The sequence below is a fragment of the Haloarcula vallismortis ATCC 29715 genome, from assembly GCF_000337775.1.
GTDB classification, from domain to species: domain Archaea; phylum Halobacteriota; class Halobacteria; order Halobacteriales; family Haloarculaceae; genus Haloarcula; species Haloarcula vallismortis.
The window spans coordinates 57,960-72,066 of sequence record NZ_AOLQ01000031.1 but is presented as its reverse complement, the minus strand read 5'-3'; the positions used below and the strand labels follow the sequence as shown (position 1 = coordinate 72,066).

The following is a 14,107-nucleotide window of genomic DNA, read 5'->3' as shown; positions in this document are numbered from 1 at the left end:
ATCGCGGCGATTCCGCCTTTTTCGCCCATATGGTTTGCCTCGCGGGTCACTTCGTTCCCCGCTCGGCGAACCGAGGTTTCTTCGAAACCTCGCTTACATCATGCCGCCCATACCGCCGCCCATGCCGCCCATGCCGCCGCCCATTCCGCCGGGCGCGCCGCCTGGGCCGCCAGGTCCGCCTTCGTCCTCGTCGTCGTCGCCCTGGCCACCCTTCAGGTCGCCAGCAGCGATGACATCGTCGATGCGGAGGATCATGACGGCTGCTTCGGTTGCGCTTTCGACTGCCTGGGTCTTGACACGGAGCGGCTCGACGACGCCGTCCTCTTCCATGTCGACGACCTCACCGGTGTAGGCGTCAAGCCCGGAAGTGACTGCGCCACCATCGTGCTTGCTGCGGAGGTCGACCAGCGAGTCGATCGGGTCGAGACCGGCGTTCTCCGCGAGGGTGCGCGGGATGACGTCGATGGCGTCCGCGAACGCTTCGACGGCGAGCTGTTCGCGCCCACCGACAGAGTCGGCGTAGTCGCGCAGGCCGAGTGCGAGCTGCGTCTCGGGGGCACCGCCGCCGGGCAGGACCTTGCCGTCCTCCAGCGTGGCGGCGACGACGCCGAGCGAGTCCTCGATGGCGCGCTCGACTTCGTCGACGACGTGTTCGGTGCCGCCGCGGAGAATCATCGTGACTGCGCGGGCGTCCTCGACGTCCTCGACGAATATACGCTCGTCGCCAGCGATGTCCTTCTGGGCGACGGAGCCGGCGAAGCCGAGGTCGTCGGCCTCGATGTCGTCGATGTTGGAGATGATGCGCGCGCCGGTCGAGCGTGAAAGGGCCTCGATGTCGGACTTCTTGGCGCGGCGGACGGCCAGAATGCCCTCCTGAGCGAGGTAGTGCTGGGCCATGTCGTCGATGCCCTTCTGGCAGAAGACGACGTCAGCACCGGCTTCGGCGAGTTTGTCGACCATCTCCTTGAGCTGTTCCTCTTCCTGGTCGAGGAACTGCTGGAGCTGGTCGGGGTCGGTGACGTTGACTTCGGTGTCGAGCTCCGTTTCCGGAACCTCGATGGCCGTGTCCAGCAGGGCAACGTCGGCGTCCTCGACGGCGAACGGCATGTTGTCGTGGACGCGTTCCTTGTCGACGATGACGCCTTCGACGAGTTCGGACTCGTCGGTTGCGCCGCCGACGACGGTCTCGATCTGGATGTTGTCGGTGTCAACGCTACCGTCGTCGTCGACGACGGACTGTGCGGCGCGGACGACGAGCTCGGCGAGGACGTCCTTGGAGGACTCCGCGCCCTTGCCGGTCATCGCGGTCGCGGCGACCTTTTCGAGGGTCTCCGTGTCGTCGGCGTCGACGTCGATGGCGTTGTCTTCGAGAATCTCCTTTGCCTTCTCGGCGGCCTGGCGGTACCCCTGCGCCAGGATGCTGGCGTGGATGTCCTGGTCGAGGAGTTCCTCGGCCTTCGAGAGGAGTTCGCCGGCCATGACGACCGCCGTGGTCGTGCCGTCGCCCACTTCGTCTTCCTGGGTCTGGGCGACCTCGACGATCATGTTGGCGGCGGGGTGCTCGATGTCCATCTCGTCGAGGATGGTGACGCCGTCGTTCGTGACGACGACCGAGCCCGAGTTGTCGACGAGCATCTTGTCCATGCCCTTCGGACCCAGTGTCGTCCGAACGGCCTCGGCGACGGCCGTCCCGGCCGTGATGTTCATCGACTGCGCGTCCTTTCCGGATGTCCGCTGGGACTCCTCGGAAAGTACAATCATGGGCTGGTTGCCCATCTGCTGTTGAGCCATAGTCAAACGATGATTGAATGTGATTCTATATAAAAGCTGTGGTCACGGCCGGTATATCGCCCCACTGCATGCCACACTCGACAGTGTGATACTACCTAACGTGGGTGGTTTATATACCCTCTCAGGGCCGCTCAGCGGCCCATTCCGAACCGCCGGTGGCGCAGTTCCGGCGTGATCTGGATGCGGGAGATGTCTTGCCCGGTCCGGTACCAGACGAACGCCGCTCTGGTGAACAGTTCGCGGCACTCGATGCGAACCTCGCGGGGGTTCCCCTCTGTCCGCTCGTGGATGTCTTCGATTGCCGCCCGGGTGAATAGGTCCGGAGCTTGCCCCTCGTACGGTTCGTCCCGGAAGTAGGCCAGCGAGCGGGCGGCGTACTCGGCCACGTCGTCCGGCGAGAACGGGTCGATGCCCTCGTAGTACCGCAACCGAGAATCAAGCGTCCCGCGAATCTCTGCCACTCGTCGCTTCCCTTCCGGCGTCCCGGTGAGGAACAGCCGAACACCGGCATCCCCGGCCACCTGCAATGGCGACAGCAGGTCCGCCTCCAGCACCTCGATTTCGTCGACGACCAACAGGAGCGTTTTCCCGTCACCGCGCACCCGACGGACGATTTCGTGGACGGCGTCTTTCGCCTCTGCGGTCGCCCACGGAATGCCGTCACGGACCTGCGAGTAGTTGCGCTGGTCGATGGAGTACCCAGCTGCGTAGGCGGCGGTCAGCACTGTCTGGTACAGTTTTCGCGGAGTGGTCTCCCGCGGATTGTCCAGATGCGTGATGACGAATCCTTCGTGTTTCGAGAGATCACGTAGTACGATTTCACGGAAGGCCGTCTTTCCGGTGCCGTAGGGGCTTACTAACCCGATATGCTGATCTTGGAGGAGCCACGACGTGACCTGGTTCAGCATCTCGGTGTCGTGACGGACGTACAGCGGCTCGGGCATGTGGTCCAACCCGGCTTCCTCGGTAAACGGAAGGTCTGTCACGGTGTCGGCGGTGCCGCCCAGCGCTTCGCCGAAGGCCAGCAGCCGCTGTTCGACCTCTTGCAACTGGTCCAGCAGGACGCCGGCGGTAGCGCTTTCGGCGCGCTCCTCTTCCTCAGACCGGAGCGATTCGAGCCGGTCCATTACCTCCGAGACCGACTGCCCCGCGCCGCTGGCACCTGATTGCTCTGTGTCGTCCACCACGGCTATCTCTCTCAGCCTTGCCGGTCCGGCGCGTTATATGTTACGCCCCGAATTTCGGGGAAGATAACGCCGTCAGAACGGCAGCGGGAACGGAACCGAGCCGTAGGCGTACCCTTCCATGCTGCCGTCCGGTCGAGCGCGGAAGACGATAGTCGGCGAGTACCCCACGTCAGGCTGTTCGCCGTACACCCGTTTCCAGTCGTCGTCCGGGAAGGAACTGCAGTCGACGACGAGGACGGCACCGGGGTGGGCCGCCAGTTGGTCGCGCGTCTTGGCATCGCCGGAGGCCTTGACCGCAGCGACGGCGGTGTCGACCTGCCGTCGGGACGGCGGTCGTGGGCGGGTGACCTCGACGAGCGTGTCTTCGACCCGGAAGTCGACGGAGTGTCCCGAGTCAAGTTCGACCTCGGGGGTGATGTCGTTGCCCGCATCGACGAGCAGTTTGGCGACGTTGAACTCGCCCATCGTCGCCCGCATCCGCGAGAGGTCAAACCCCTTGCTGGTCCCGAGTTTGCTCGCCATCGTGTAGCGGTAGTCGTCGAGTTCGCTGGTCGCGAGGAAGTCATCGTAGAATGCCAGCCCGTCCGCCCGGTCGGCGTCCGGGAAGCCGCCGGCGTGGTCCCGGAAGAACGTCCGTGTCGACTCGCGGCCGTCCTTCGAGAGGAACACTGGTAGGAAAAAGCGCGCCAGCGTCTCGTACTCGGTGAGCCATGGGTCTTCCACCTCTAACTGTGCGAACAGTTCGCGCTGGACCCACTCGCTGATGGCGTCGGGGACCTCGTCGAACGTGTACTTCTCTGTCCGCCACAGCGTCTCCGGTGTCTCCGTGTTTCCGACCCAGTAGGCGCGTTGACCGTTCCAGCAGAACAGCGCCAGATCGCCGTTGTCCATCTCCAGTCGGCGCGCAGCCCACCCCTCCGGCGGGGCGAACCACGGACCGCTCATCGTCGCACCGAAGGTGTTCTGCAGCGGTTTCAGCAGGTCGTTCCGGACACGATCTTCGCTCCATCGTTCGTTCGACTGTCGCAGACGTAAGGGACCAGCCACAGGGTCGTGTAGACGGTCAGTGGTCTTGGGCGTTCCGCCCTGCCGAAACGCCGCTGTTTGGACTGTCTCATGGCTCTACCGCCCGTGTGATACGATTTCTGTGACCACCGTTACATTGATAGTCACTACCAGCCAAGTTTCACTGTGGTAACCTATGTCGATGGGAGCGTACGACGACGACGAACACGAACGCCGTGAACGCAAGAACAGTGAGGTCGACCTGTCGGAAGACGACGACCGGAGCACGTACCACGGGAGCGTCGATTACGACGGTGACGAGTCGACAGAAGAGTTGCTCGACCAGTTCAAGCAGATCAACTCTGACTGACTGCGGCCGTTCTCGACCGGTAGCGCAATAGTCCGACAGAGACGGCCGTCACGGCTGTGACGGCTAGTACATGGCCGACTAGCGCCGCGAGCAGTACCGGCTGGTCAAGCACGAACGGAACGAGCACGAGCTGGAGAACGCCAAAGCCCCAGATCTCTAAGTCGGCCCGCATGAACACCCGCGCCGTCTCTGGGTCGAACCGGTAGCGAACCGACCGCCAGAGGCCCGTAACGCTGGCCCACCATCCGGTCCCGATGCGGTAGCTCACGTCCCAGAGGATGAGCAGCGTCAGGTACACGACCAGTACTGGCGGTTCCGACCCGAACAACCGGCCCAGAAGCGGCATCGAGCTGACCTGCGGGTCGAAGACGAACAGATGGGTGAGCAAGGCGATGTACGCGAGGACGGACAACACGACTTCGACGTTCGAGGCGAACAGCAGCGCACGGTATGTCGGTGGCACGTCGATACGACGGATGAGCGTGCTGATACGGAGCATCTCCGCACTTCCGATGGTGGCGACGAACACGACGACTGTTCCAGCGATTGCGGCGCTCCAGACCTCGTAGTACCACGACAGGGCGATGATAGCAACCTCGAAGACGAGAAGCTGAATCGCCATCGCTGCCCACGTCGGCAGCCGAATCCCCGGCAGCGCGCCGATGATGCTCTCGTACACCCACGTTTCGCCGTACTCGGGTCGGGCGCTGTCGCCGCTCATCTGCTCGCACCACCCGTGGCCGCGGCCGCCCGTGCCGCATCTCGACTCCGGGGCTCGCTGAGGGCCAGCCTGACCGCATCTGCGAACGATGTCGGGGCAACAGCGAACTGTGCCTGCGCCGCCTCGGTGTCTGCGACCACTGGCGTCTTCAGCCCGTGGATGAGTGGGCGGGCGACGCTCGATGGCACGTCCGTCATGAGCGCGACCCAGTACGCCGATAGCTTCGGCGTCAACACCGGTATCGGCACGATTGTCGGCTCACCGGTCCCGATGAGTCGGCCGGTCTGTTTCAGGATCTCAGCGTACGTCAGCACTTCCGGTCCGCCGATCTCGTAGGTTTCGTCGGCTGTCTCCGGCGCGTCGAGAACGCCGACCAGGTACGAGACAACGTCGTCGATAGCGATGGGGTGGCAGTCCGTCCGTACCCAGCGCGGCGTCAGCATCACGGGCAGTCGCGTCGTTAGCTCGCGAATCATCCGAAAGCTCGCTGAGCCCGCGCCGATGATGATGGCCGCCCGGAACGTCGTCAGGTCGTACTCGCCGTCCCGGAGAATGAACTCGACCTCCCGACGCGACCGGAGGTGTTTCGACAGCGTCTCGTCGTCCTCGCCGAGACCACCGAGGTAGACGACCCGGTCGACGCCGGCTTCGTCGGCCGCTCGACGGAAGTTCCGCGCCGCCCGCCGGTCCCGCTCGGCGTAGTCGCTCCCGGCACGCATCGAATGGACCAGATAGTACGCGACATCGACGCCGTCGAGGCCGGCATCGAAACTGCCTGCGTCGAGTAGGTCACCTGTCGCCACGTCGACGCCGTCTGGTGGAGCGTACTCGCTCGGGTCACGAACGAGCGCGCGGACGCTGTGACCGGCCGCGAGGAGCGCCGGGACGAGATGGCTCCCGACAAACCCCGTCGCACCGGTCACGAGCACATGCATACCCTTCTTCGAGGGCGGGACGAGGTTAAAACCGTGGCCTGTTCGGTCGTCGTCGTGTCAGGCTGCCTGTGGGTCAGGACTGTCGAACGAGTGGCTCGTACCAGTCGCGGTTGTCGCGGTACCAGTCGATGAACTTCGAGACGCCCTCCCGGATGGTGTGGTCGGGGTCGTAGCCCAGCAGTTCCTCGGCACGCTCGGTCGCGGCGTGGGTGTGTTCGGCGTCGGCGTCGTGGCGCTCCTCGTAGACCAGATCGAGGTCCGGGTCGATCTGGTCGCGGATCTCCGTCGCGAGCGTCTTGATCTCGATGTTGTCTGTCGAACCGATGTTGACTGCCATGCCGTCGGCGGCGTCCTCGTGTAGCAGCGTCATGTTCGCGTCGATGACGTCCTCGATGTAGGTGAAATCCCGCGTCTGCGTGCCGTCGCCGTAGATGACCGGCGGCTCGCCGTTGTGACACCGCGAGACGAAATTCGAGATGGCCATGTTCGGGCGCATCCGCGGGCCGTAGACGGTGAAATAGCGCAGCGCCACGGCGGGGAGGTCGTACACCTCGCTGTAGGCACAGGCGTAGCGCTCGGCGGCGAGCTTCGACGCGCCGTAGGGCGAGACGGGCGTTGTCGGGTGTTGCTCGTCGTAGGGGAGATACTGCGGCACGCCGTAGACAGAGGAGGAGGAGGCCATCACGAACCGCTCGATACCCTCGTCGCGACAGGCATCCAGCAGATTCAGTGTGCCGTCGACGTTGACCTCGTCGTACTTGCGGGGGTTCTGGACGCTCGGACGGACGCCGGCCTGAGCGGCCTGATGATAGACGTAGTCGGCGTCGGCGACGAGTTCAGTGACCAGCTCCGCGTCGCGCACGTCGCCCTCGATGAACTCGTAGCTCCCGCCGCTGTTCCGGGCGGCTTCCCGTCCGGCATCGATGTTGTGTTGCTTGATATCCAGATCGTAGAACGGGTCGCGGTTATCCAATACAACCACGTCGTGGCTGTCGGCGGCGAACCGCTGTGCCAAGTGACCGCCGATGAACCCGGCGCCCCCTGTGACCAGAATTTGCATTATTTGATTGGTGCCCATCGGCTGACAAAAGTATGTCGAGAGTTAACCACGCCGGACCGTCCGAAGGGGCCAGCTACCTTGAAGTGTATACAGCGTATAATACTCGGACAATGGCCTCCAGAGCCTGCGACGGGTGCGATACGAACGTTTCGATAGCTGGCGGCATCGCCAACATCTGGTCGCAGGAGTCCAGACCGACCGAGGGCATCGTTCTCGAACTCGGCGACGACACGGAGCATTTCCTCTGTTATGACTGCATTGACCAGTTGCCCGACGACCGGGACGTGACTGCGGCGGACGTGGCCGCGCTGTCCGCACAGACTGACGACTAACCGTCGTTTCTTGTCTGGGACACTGCGACCCGGTCGCTATCGCTTTTCGGGTAGTGTCTGATAAAACAAAGTGTCAGATGTGGTCGCCCGAAGGCGACCGGAAATCTGCCTTAGTTGCGGACGACGTTCGTCGCGCGGGGGCCTTTGTCGGCCTGTTCGATGTCGAATTCGATCTCCTCGCCTTCTTCGAGGTCAGGGCCGCCAACGTCTTCCATGTGGAAGAAAACGTCATCGTCCGCGTCCTCAGTCGAGATGAAACCGTAACCGCCTGTGTCGTTGAAGAAATCAACCTTACCGTTTGCCATTGCAAATATACGTACAGGGGGTATATGTATAAGGGTTCCGAGAGTATCAGTACCATGACCGTGCGGATGTGAACATGACCCACTCCTCGCCATCTCGGCCAGTTGCCGACGCCCATCCGACGACAGGAAAGGTTTAGGCCGCCTCGTCCGTTGCGTTCTGGCGTGTACCCCGCGCGGATTACCGACGAGTTCCCGGCCCCATCGTACCGGGGCAACCAGAAGCAGGCCCTTGCTGACATCCGCGCGGCCTTTGAGCGTGGCAAGGACGTGGTCCTCGTTCGTGCGCCGACCGGGAGCGGCAAATCGCTGCTCGCCCGAGCTATCGCCGGGTGTGCTCGAACCGCTGGCGAGGCCGCCGCCGAGCAGGTCATCGATGCCTACTACACCACGCCGCAGGTCTCTCAGTTAGACGACGTGGCCGAGGACGCCCTGCTGGAGGATCTGTGTGTCATCCGCGGGAAGAACAATTACGACTGCATCCTCCCCGGCGAGACGGACACGCCGGTGAATCAGGCCCCGTGCGTGCGCGAACGGAAGTTTGACTGTCAGGTCAAGCACCGCTGCCCGTACTTCTCGGACCGCGCCATCGCCTCGAACCGCCGCATCGCCGCGATGACGCTGGCCTACTTCATGCAGACTGCCGGCAGCGACGTGTTCGGGAAACGCGACGTGGTTGTCATCGACGAGGCCCACGGTCTGGGCGAGTGGGCAGAGATGTACGCCACCATCGACCTCTCGCCGGGGACGATTCCGATGTGGCACGACATCGACGTCCCCGACATCGACGGGCTAGACGAGGCCGTCGCCTTCACTGAGCGCGTCGAACACCTCGCTGAGCGCCGCGTGAAGGAACTGCGACAGAAGGCGGAGTTGACCGGTGAGGAGGTGGCAGAACGGGACTCGCTGAACACGCTCCGACAGGACCTCGGGTGGTTCCGCGAGGACTACACCGACACCGAGAGCGCGACGACCTGGGTCGTCGACCAGGCTGACGGCGACCACGCGCCGGTGACGATCAAGCCGATGAACCCCGAGCGCTACCTCAAACACACCGTCTGGGACCGGGGTAACCGCTTCGCCCTGCTGTCGGCGACCATCCTCAACAAGGAGGCATTCTGTGCCAACGTTGGCCTCGACCCCAGCAACGTCGCGCTCGTCGAGGTCGGCCACACCTTCCCCGTCGAGAACCGGCCGCTGTACGACGTGGCCCAGGGGAAGATGACATACGAGCACCGCGACGACACGCTACCGGCCATCGCCCGAACCATCGTGCGTATCATGGCTCACCATCCCGACGAGAAGGGACTAATCCACTGCCACTCATACGCCATTCAGGAGCAACTGAAGGAGTTGCTCGACGACTTTGGCGTCGGCGCTCGCGTCCGCACCCACGACAAGGAGGGCCGAGACGGCGCGCTGTCCGCCTGGAAGCGCAGCGACAACCCCGACGTCTTTCTCTCGGTGAAGATGGAGGAAGCCCTCGACCTGGAGGGTGACCTCTGTCGCTGGCAGGTGCTGTGCAAGGCTCCCTACCCCAACACTAGAGACTCACGCGTCGCCTGCCGACTCGAAGACGACCAGTGGGGCTGGTACTACCGGACGGCGCTGCGGACGGTCATACAGGCCTGTGGCCGCGTCGTCCGCGCGCCAGACGACTACGGCGCGACGTACCTCGCTGACTCGTCGCTACTCGACCTCTTTGACCGCGCTGACCACGATATGCCCGACTGGTTCCGCGCACAGGTCGACCGCCTCTCAGCGCCCGACCTGCCGCGGTTCGCACCGGATCAGGCGCTGTCAGCGGTCAGTTCGGGCACGAAACGCCGGCACAACCGTTCGCGCTCGCGCTCCGGTGACGACAACCATCCGCTTTCGGACGTCTGGGATTAGAAGAAGGCGAAGGCTAATCCATAGACCACTGACGACCCGACCATCAGGACGACCATGATGATGGCGATAATCTGCTGTGTATCCATGCAAACTCTTGATTACTCGCCCAATTAGGCGTTACGACCGCCTTTCGGGTGTGGTCTGACAACTCTCAAGCCACGGCTATTCCAGTAAAAACGCCCTACCGTACTCGTGCGTCGACGACAACGTGTGCGACGCCCTCGCTGTACTCCTTGACCCGACGGGTGTCCAGCACCTCGACCGCTCGGTCGGCCTCGGAAGCGGCCGCCTCCAGCCGCTCGATGGGCCGGTCGAAGACGAGTGCGTCCGGCGTCGCCTCGTGCATGTGCAGGACGCCGCCGGGTGCGAGCGCATCGAGCGCGCTGTCGAGATACTCATGCGCTTCGTAGTAGCCCATTACCACTCGGTCGGCCCGCCCCTCCTCGGCAAAGCCCGGGACGACATCACGACAGTCGGCCCGGTAGGGGTGGACCCGCTCGTCTACGTCGTTCAGCACGACGTTCTCGACGAGAAAGCGGAACGCGGTTGGGTTGCGCTCGACGGCAGTGACGTGTGCACCGGCGCGGGCCATCGGGAGTGTGAAGTAGCCGATGCCGGCGAACATATCCAGCACACGCTCGCCGTCCTCGCTCGCGGCTTCACCGCTCGCCCGTCCCGAGGGCCGGGTCCCCCGCCCCTCGCTGACGATATCCCCCATCCGTGCCCGCTCGGCCTTGTTCCCGGGCGAGAACATGACTTCCGCGAGGTCCATCGCGTACCGGGTTCCGTGTTCGGTGTGGATTGTCTCGGTGTCGCCATCGCCAGCAATCACTTCGACACTGGGTTCGCGGTGCTCGCCGGAGATGCCGTGGCGAGCCAGCACCGTCTCGGCTTCGCCGTGAAGCGCCAGCAGCGCCTCGCCGACTTCCGCTGGCCGGGGGCTGTCGCCGATGTCGACCAGCACGACGGAGCCGAGCACGGCCCACGAGCTGGGTGCGGCGGCGATTTCCTCGTCGCTCCAGCCCCGTTCCCGGAGGTGGTCATCGAGCGTTCGGAGGCGGCGTTCGCCGACCTGCCGGACGACCTCCCGGCACTGTGTCTCCTGTGGCGGGGCAGTCACCGGGACGGCGACGCTGTCTGCGGTCCACTCGGTGACGCTTCTGGTATCGTCGTAGACACCCTCGGCCCGCAGGGATTCGATAGCAACCTGTGAGCGCGGTTTGGCGACGACGGCGGCGAGGCGCTGGCCGTCCGCTCCCGTGTCGTCACTCATCGGCGTCTGTTTCGGCCGGGAGGACGTGCAACCCGGCGTGGCTCTTCAACACCGGCACTTCGTCGGCATCGGTGTCGAGGTAGTCCGGCCGCGGAACGGTCTTGCTCTCGAAGGTTTCGGGGTCGAGGACCTGTACGGCCCTCTCGTCCTCGACGGCGACGAGCGTGGTCTGCTGGCTGTCCTCGCGGAACCCCAGCCGATGAGCATCGGGCGTCTCGCCCTCCTCGAAGCTGGCCTCGTAGTCCTCGCCGGTCGCCAGGCGAACCCCTTTGAGGTTCCCCTGGACCGAGCGGACCAGCACCGGCCCGTCGCCGTCCTCCGGGTCGATGACCTCACCCTGTCGATAGCGGGGCAGTCGGACGGCGTAGGTCATCCGGTACAGCTCCTGGCCGTCCTCGTCCTCGGAGATAAGCCGCCGCGAGTCGGAGTAGGAGCCGCCGAGCTGGGCGGTGATGCGCTTGGCGATACCCAGCCCCATCTGGTTCGTCGAGATCTTCATGTCCAGCCCGTCGTCGACGGTCTTGGTCTCGGTGATGAAGGCGTTGCGGTCGCCGGTCTCCTCGCGGGCGGCGATGTACTCTTTTGCGATTTCCTCGGCGCGCTCGCGCTCCTCGTCGGTCGGGTCGCGGCCGTCGGCCCGCACCTGAACGATGCTGGCGAAAGAGCCCCCGGCGATCTTCCCGCAGCGCTTGCACGTCTGCCGGGAGATGCGGACGGGGACGGTGACCTCCTCCGTGACCGGCGTCCCGCGGATGACGCCGGAGAACTCCGCGTGCATCCGGATGTTGTTCTTGTCGAGCTGTTCGGGGGCGACCTGCCAGGCGACCGACTGGGCGTCGACGTGGATACCGAGCGCCTCGCTGACCTGCTCGACGGCGATATCGGTGTAGTCCTCCGCGCCGATGTCGACCCAGCGGTTCCCCTTGTGGACCGCACCACACCGCGAACAGACCCGGACCTGGATGGTGTCGGGGGCGTCCACCAGGTCGAACTCTTCGAAGTAGCAGGCGTCACAGAGGACGTGCTCGGAGTTGCGTTGACCGCCGGCCCCCGCAAGCTCCGGGCGCTCGTCAGTGCCCTCCGGTATCTCGTCACCGCAGCGTGGACAGAACTCTCCCGACCGGCTCATTACCGGTCCTACTGTACTGAACCGTTTAAACCGTGTGTTCCACCACCGCCGCCGGGCCTGCCGGTAGGCCCGGCCCTGTTCCCACGCACTCACTCATCCGTGAGCGTCGGCGTGTCGACGTCGGCCTCGGCGGCGTCACGCCACCTGTGTCCGGGCTCCCAGTCCAACAGCCCCTGTGCTTTCGCCGTCGAGAGCGCCGACTGGTCGCCGTCCAGTTCGCACTCGGCTGGCAGTTCGCCCCACTGCTCTTCGACGAGGGCAGCCGTCGGCTGGCCAACGTAGTTCTCGGCGGCGGCGACGTTGAACGCCTCGTGCCCGCCGAGGTCGGCGTCCAGCGCGGCCTCGACTGCCGTCGCCACGTCGCGCACGTCGACGTAGGACCAGCAGTTGCCGGTGCCGCCGGCGAGGTCGCCAGTGGCCACGTCCCGGCAGTTGTACTCGCTGGGATACTGAATCCACGACGGCCGTATCGAGGCCACGTCGACGCCGTCGCGCCGGACCACCATCTTCGCCACTTCCTCGCCGGCCACCTTCGACGTGCCGTACGGGTCCTCCGGCGCGGTCGGATGGGCCTCGTCTATCGGGAGATACGCCGGCAGCGGCGTTTCCTCGGCGAAGGCCAGCCCGTAGGCGCTCTCGGAGGACGCCCAGACGACATCTGCGCCAGCGCGACCTGCGGCGTCGATGACGTTGTACGTCGCCGAAACGTTGGTATCGAACACCCGCGTGCCCGCGTGTTGCTCCGGAGCCGGCAGCGCGGCCCAGTGGACGACTGCGTCCGGGTCGACCTCGCTGAACAGGTCCCGGACCTCGGCTCCGTTGGTCACGTCGACGGCTCTGAAATCGATGTGGTCGCGGAGCGGCACCTCCCAGCCCGGGTGGTCCAGGTCCACGCAGACGACGTGGTACTCGCCGGCGAGGTGGTCACAGATCCAGCGCCCGGAACGCCCGCGCCCACCAGTAACGACGACTGTGTCGGTCATGGGTTCGATTGTTGCCCGGAGAGTAAATGCGTGTGGACAGGTCCTGCTGACGGTCCACTTAGCTCTGCCGTGTGGCGCTTTCCCACGATAGCGAGGTTTTAGAGTGTCGACCGTCTATCGACAGGTATGGAATGGCAAACAGACTGGGGGCTTCGCGGCCGCATGGCCCTGACGATGTTCCTGCTGTTCGCGCTGTACATCGTCTTTCTCGGAGCGCTCACGCTGTATTTCAGCAATCTCGCGCTTATCGTCGTCGTCATGGGACTGTTCCTCGGCGCGCAGTTCTTCTTCAGCGACAAACTCGCTCTGTACTCGATGGGGGCTCGAACGGTCGAACCGGAGGAGTACCCCGAACTCCACCGGACCGTCGACCGCCTGGCCCAGCAGGCTGACCTCCCGAAGCCGAAGGTCGCCGTCGCCGATTCTCGGGTGCCCAACGCCTTCGCCACCGGTCGGTCGAAGAGTAGCTCGGCCGTCTGCGTGACGACGGGCATCATGGACACACTGGACCAGGACGAACTGGAGGGCGTCATCGCCCACGAACTGGCCCACATCAAGAACCGCGACGTGATGGTGATGACCATCGCGTCGTTCCTCTCGACAATTGCCTTCCTCATCGTCCGGTGGGGCTGGCTGTTCAGCGGCGGCCGCGAACGCGGCGGCCAGCAGGTCCCGGTCATCGTCGCCATCCTCATCTCGCTGGTCGTCTGGGTCGTTTCGTTCCTCCTGATCCGGACGCTCAGCCGCTACCGCGAGTACGCCGCTGACCGCGGCGGGGCGATGATTACCGGCAAGCCCGCCGCCCTCGCGAACGCGCTGATGAAAATCGACGGTCGGATGGACAAGGTGCCGAAAGATGATATGCGTGATCAGGCGGAGATGAACGCCTTCTTCATCATTCCAATCAGCGTCGGGTGGATCGGCCGGCTGGCCAGCACCCACCCCTCGACCGAGAAGCGTATCGACCGCCTGCAGGACCTCGAACGCGAACTCGAAGGTCGCTAGTTCGGTCGGCTTTCTGACTGTCGCGTCTGAAGGAGTGTGTCGTCTCGGGGCTTTCTGGCTATTAAAGAACGTGGCTTCGGACACAAACATCCCCACTAGCCGAGACACAAACCACCTTGGT

At 64.5% G+C, this 14,107-nt stretch carries 14 protein-coding genes; 4 read left to right on the top strand and 10 right to left on the bottom strand.

What is annotated here, in order from left to right:
• Positions 1-93: 93 nt before the first annotated feature.
• The 3 genes from thsA to C437_RS08230 all read right to left on the bottom strand — a co-directional run bounded on the left by thsA (position 94) and on the right by C437_RS08230 (position 4,025).
• On the bottom strand, positions 94-1,776 hold the full coding sequence (thsA, locus tag C437_RS08240; protein ID WP_004516477.1) for a thermosome subunit alpha: 1,683 nt from the start codon (positions 1,774-1,776) through the stop codon (positions 94-96).
• Between the two features lie 146 nt (positions 1,777-1,922).
• Positions 1,923-2,918 carry an AAA family ATPase gene (locus tag C437_RS08235; protein WP_004516476.1) on the bottom strand — a complete coding sequence of 332 codons (996 nt, stop codon included), beginning with the start codon at positions 2,916-2,918 and terminating at the stop codon, positions 1,923-1,925.
• A gap of 132 nt (positions 2,919-3,050) precedes the next feature.
• Positions 3,051-4,025, bottom strand: coding sequence for a DUF5784 family protein (locus C437_RS08230; protein ID WP_004516475.1), 975 nt, complete (start codon positions 4,023-4,025; stop codon positions 3,051-3,053).
• 154 nt (positions 4,026-4,179) lie between these two features.
• Here C437_RS08230 and C437_RS20585 point away from each other — a divergent pair, with 154 nt between their 5' ends.
• Positions 4,180-4,353: a DUF5786 family protein gene (locus tag C437_RS20585; protein ID WP_004516474.1), complete on the top strand. Its 174-nt coding sequence runs from the start codon at positions 4,180-4,182 to the stop codon at positions 4,351-4,353.
• On the opposite strand, the gene C437_RS08225 is transcribed toward C437_RS20585, so the two are convergent.
• From C437_RS08225 to C437_RS08215, 3 genes are all read right to left on the bottom strand, one after another.
• Positions 4,340-5,074: a DUF7530 family protein gene (locus C437_RS08225; RefSeq protein WP_004516473.1), complete on the bottom strand. Its 735-nt coding sequence runs from the start codon at positions 5,072-5,074 to the stop codon at positions 4,340-4,342. The genes C437_RS20585 and C437_RS08225 overlap by 14 nt on opposite strands.
• Positions 5,071-6,009, bottom strand: a complete 939-nt coding sequence (locus C437_RS08220) for an NAD(P)H-binding protein (protein ID WP_004516472.1) — start codon at positions 6,007-6,009, stop codon at positions 5,071-5,073. Before C437_RS08220 ends, C437_RS08225 begins: the two co-directional genes overlap by 4 nt.
• Positions 6,010-6,082: 73 nt before the next feature.
• Positions 6,083-7,069, bottom strand: coding sequence for an NAD-dependent epimerase/dehydratase family protein (locus tag C437_RS08215; protein WP_004516471.1), 987 nt, complete (start codon positions 7,067-7,069; stop codon positions 6,083-6,085).
• Between the two features lie 110 nt (positions 7,070-7,179).
• Here C437_RS08215 and C437_RS08210 point away from each other — a divergent pair, with 110 nt between their 5' ends.
• Positions 7,180-7,401 (top strand): DUF7561 family protein, encoded by a 222-nt coding sequence (locus tag C437_RS08210; protein ID WP_004516470.1) that lies wholly within the window; start codon positions 7,180-7,182, stop codon positions 7,399-7,401.
• 110 nt (positions 7,402-7,511) lie between these two features.
• On the opposite strand, the gene C437_RS08205 is transcribed toward C437_RS08210, so the two are convergent.
• Entirely contained in the window at positions 7,512-7,706 is a 195-nt protein-coding gene (locus C437_RS08205; RefSeq protein ID WP_004516469.1) for a cold-shock protein, read from the bottom strand.
• 162 nt (positions 7,707-7,868) lie between these two features.
• On the opposite strand from C437_RS08205, the gene C437_RS08200 reads away from it, so the two are divergent.
• Positions 7,869-9,596, top strand: a complete 1,728-nt coding sequence (locus C437_RS08200; RefSeq protein WP_004516468.1) for an ATP-dependent DNA helicase — start codon at positions 7,869-7,871, stop codon at positions 9,594-9,596.
• A gap of 181 nt (positions 9,597-9,777) precedes the next feature.
• Here the strand turns inward: C437_RS08200 and C437_RS08195 are convergent, their stop codons facing one another.
• From C437_RS08195 to C437_RS08185, 3 genes are all read right to left on the bottom strand, one after another.
• Entirely contained in the window at positions 9,778-10,869 is a 1,092-nt protein-coding gene (locus C437_RS08195; protein WP_004516467.1) for a class I SAM-dependent methyltransferase, read from the bottom strand.
• Positions 10,862-11,998 carry a 60S ribosomal export protein NMD3 gene (locus tag C437_RS08190; RefSeq protein ID WP_004516466.1) on the bottom strand — a complete coding sequence of 379 codons (1,137 nt, stop codon included), beginning with the start codon at positions 11,996-11,998 and terminating at the stop codon, positions 10,862-10,864. The genes C437_RS08195 and C437_RS08190 overlap by 8 nt, the downstream gene beginning before the upstream one ends.
• An 89-nt stretch (positions 11,999-12,087) precedes the next feature.
• Entirely contained in the window at positions 12,088-12,981 is an 894-nt protein-coding gene (locus C437_RS08185; protein ID WP_004516465.1) for an NAD-dependent epimerase/dehydratase family protein, read from the bottom strand.
• Between the two features lie 126 nt (positions 12,982-13,107).
• Here C437_RS08185 and htpX point away from each other — a divergent pair, with 126 nt between their 5' ends.
• Complete coding sequence (htpX, locus tag C437_RS08180) at positions 13,108-13,986, top strand: zinc metalloprotease HtpX (RefSeq protein ID WP_004516464.1); 879 nt, start codon at positions 13,108-13,110, stop codon at positions 13,984-13,986.
• Positions 13,987-14,107 lie beyond the last annotated feature (121 nt).

Coding starts and splice junctions, on each gene's coding strand:
- C437_RS08190 (WP_004516466.1), bottom strand. CDS start 11,998: ATGAGCCGGTCGGGAGAGTTCTGTCCACGCTGCGGTGACGAGATACCG.
- htpX (WP_004516464.1), top strand. CDS start 13,108: ATGGAATGGCAAACAGACTGGGGGCTTCGCGGCCGCATGGCCCTGACG.
- C437_RS08225 (WP_004516473.1), bottom strand. CDS start 5,074: ATGAGCGGCGACAGCGCCCGACCCGAGTACGGCGAAACGTGGGTGTAC.
- C437_RS08185 (WP_004516465.1), bottom strand. CDS start 12,981: ATGACCGACACAGTCGTCGTTACTGGTGGGCGCGGGCGTTCCGGGCGC.
- thsA (WP_004516477.1), bottom strand. CDS start 1,776: ATGGGCAACCAGCCCATGATTGTACTTTCCGAGGAGTCCCAGCGGACA.
- C437_RS08205 (WP_004516469.1), bottom strand. CDS start 7,706: ATGGCAAACGGTAAGGTTGATTTCTTCAACGACACAGGCGGTTACGGT.
- C437_RS20585 (WP_004516474.1), top strand. CDS start 4,180: ATGTCGATGGGAGCGTACGACGACGACGAACACGAACGCCGTGAACGC.
- C437_RS08235 (WP_004516476.1), bottom strand. CDS start 2,918: ATGGACCGGCTCGAATCGCTCCGGTCTGAGGAAGAGGAGCGCGCCGAA.
- C437_RS08210 (WP_004516470.1), top strand. CDS start 7,180: ATGGCCTCCAGAGCCTGCGACGGGTGCGATACGAACGTTTCGATAGCT.
- C437_RS08220 (WP_004516472.1), bottom strand. CDS start 6,009: ATGCATGTGCTCGTGACCGGTGCGACGGGGTTTGTCGGGAGCCATCTC.
- C437_RS08195 (WP_004516467.1), bottom strand. CDS start 10,869: ATGAGTGACGACACGGGAGCGGACGGCCAGCGCCTCGCCGCCGTCGTC.
- C437_RS08215 (WP_004516471.1), bottom strand. CDS start 7,069: ATGCAAATTCTGGTCACAGGGGGCGCCGGGTTCATCGGCGGTCACTTG.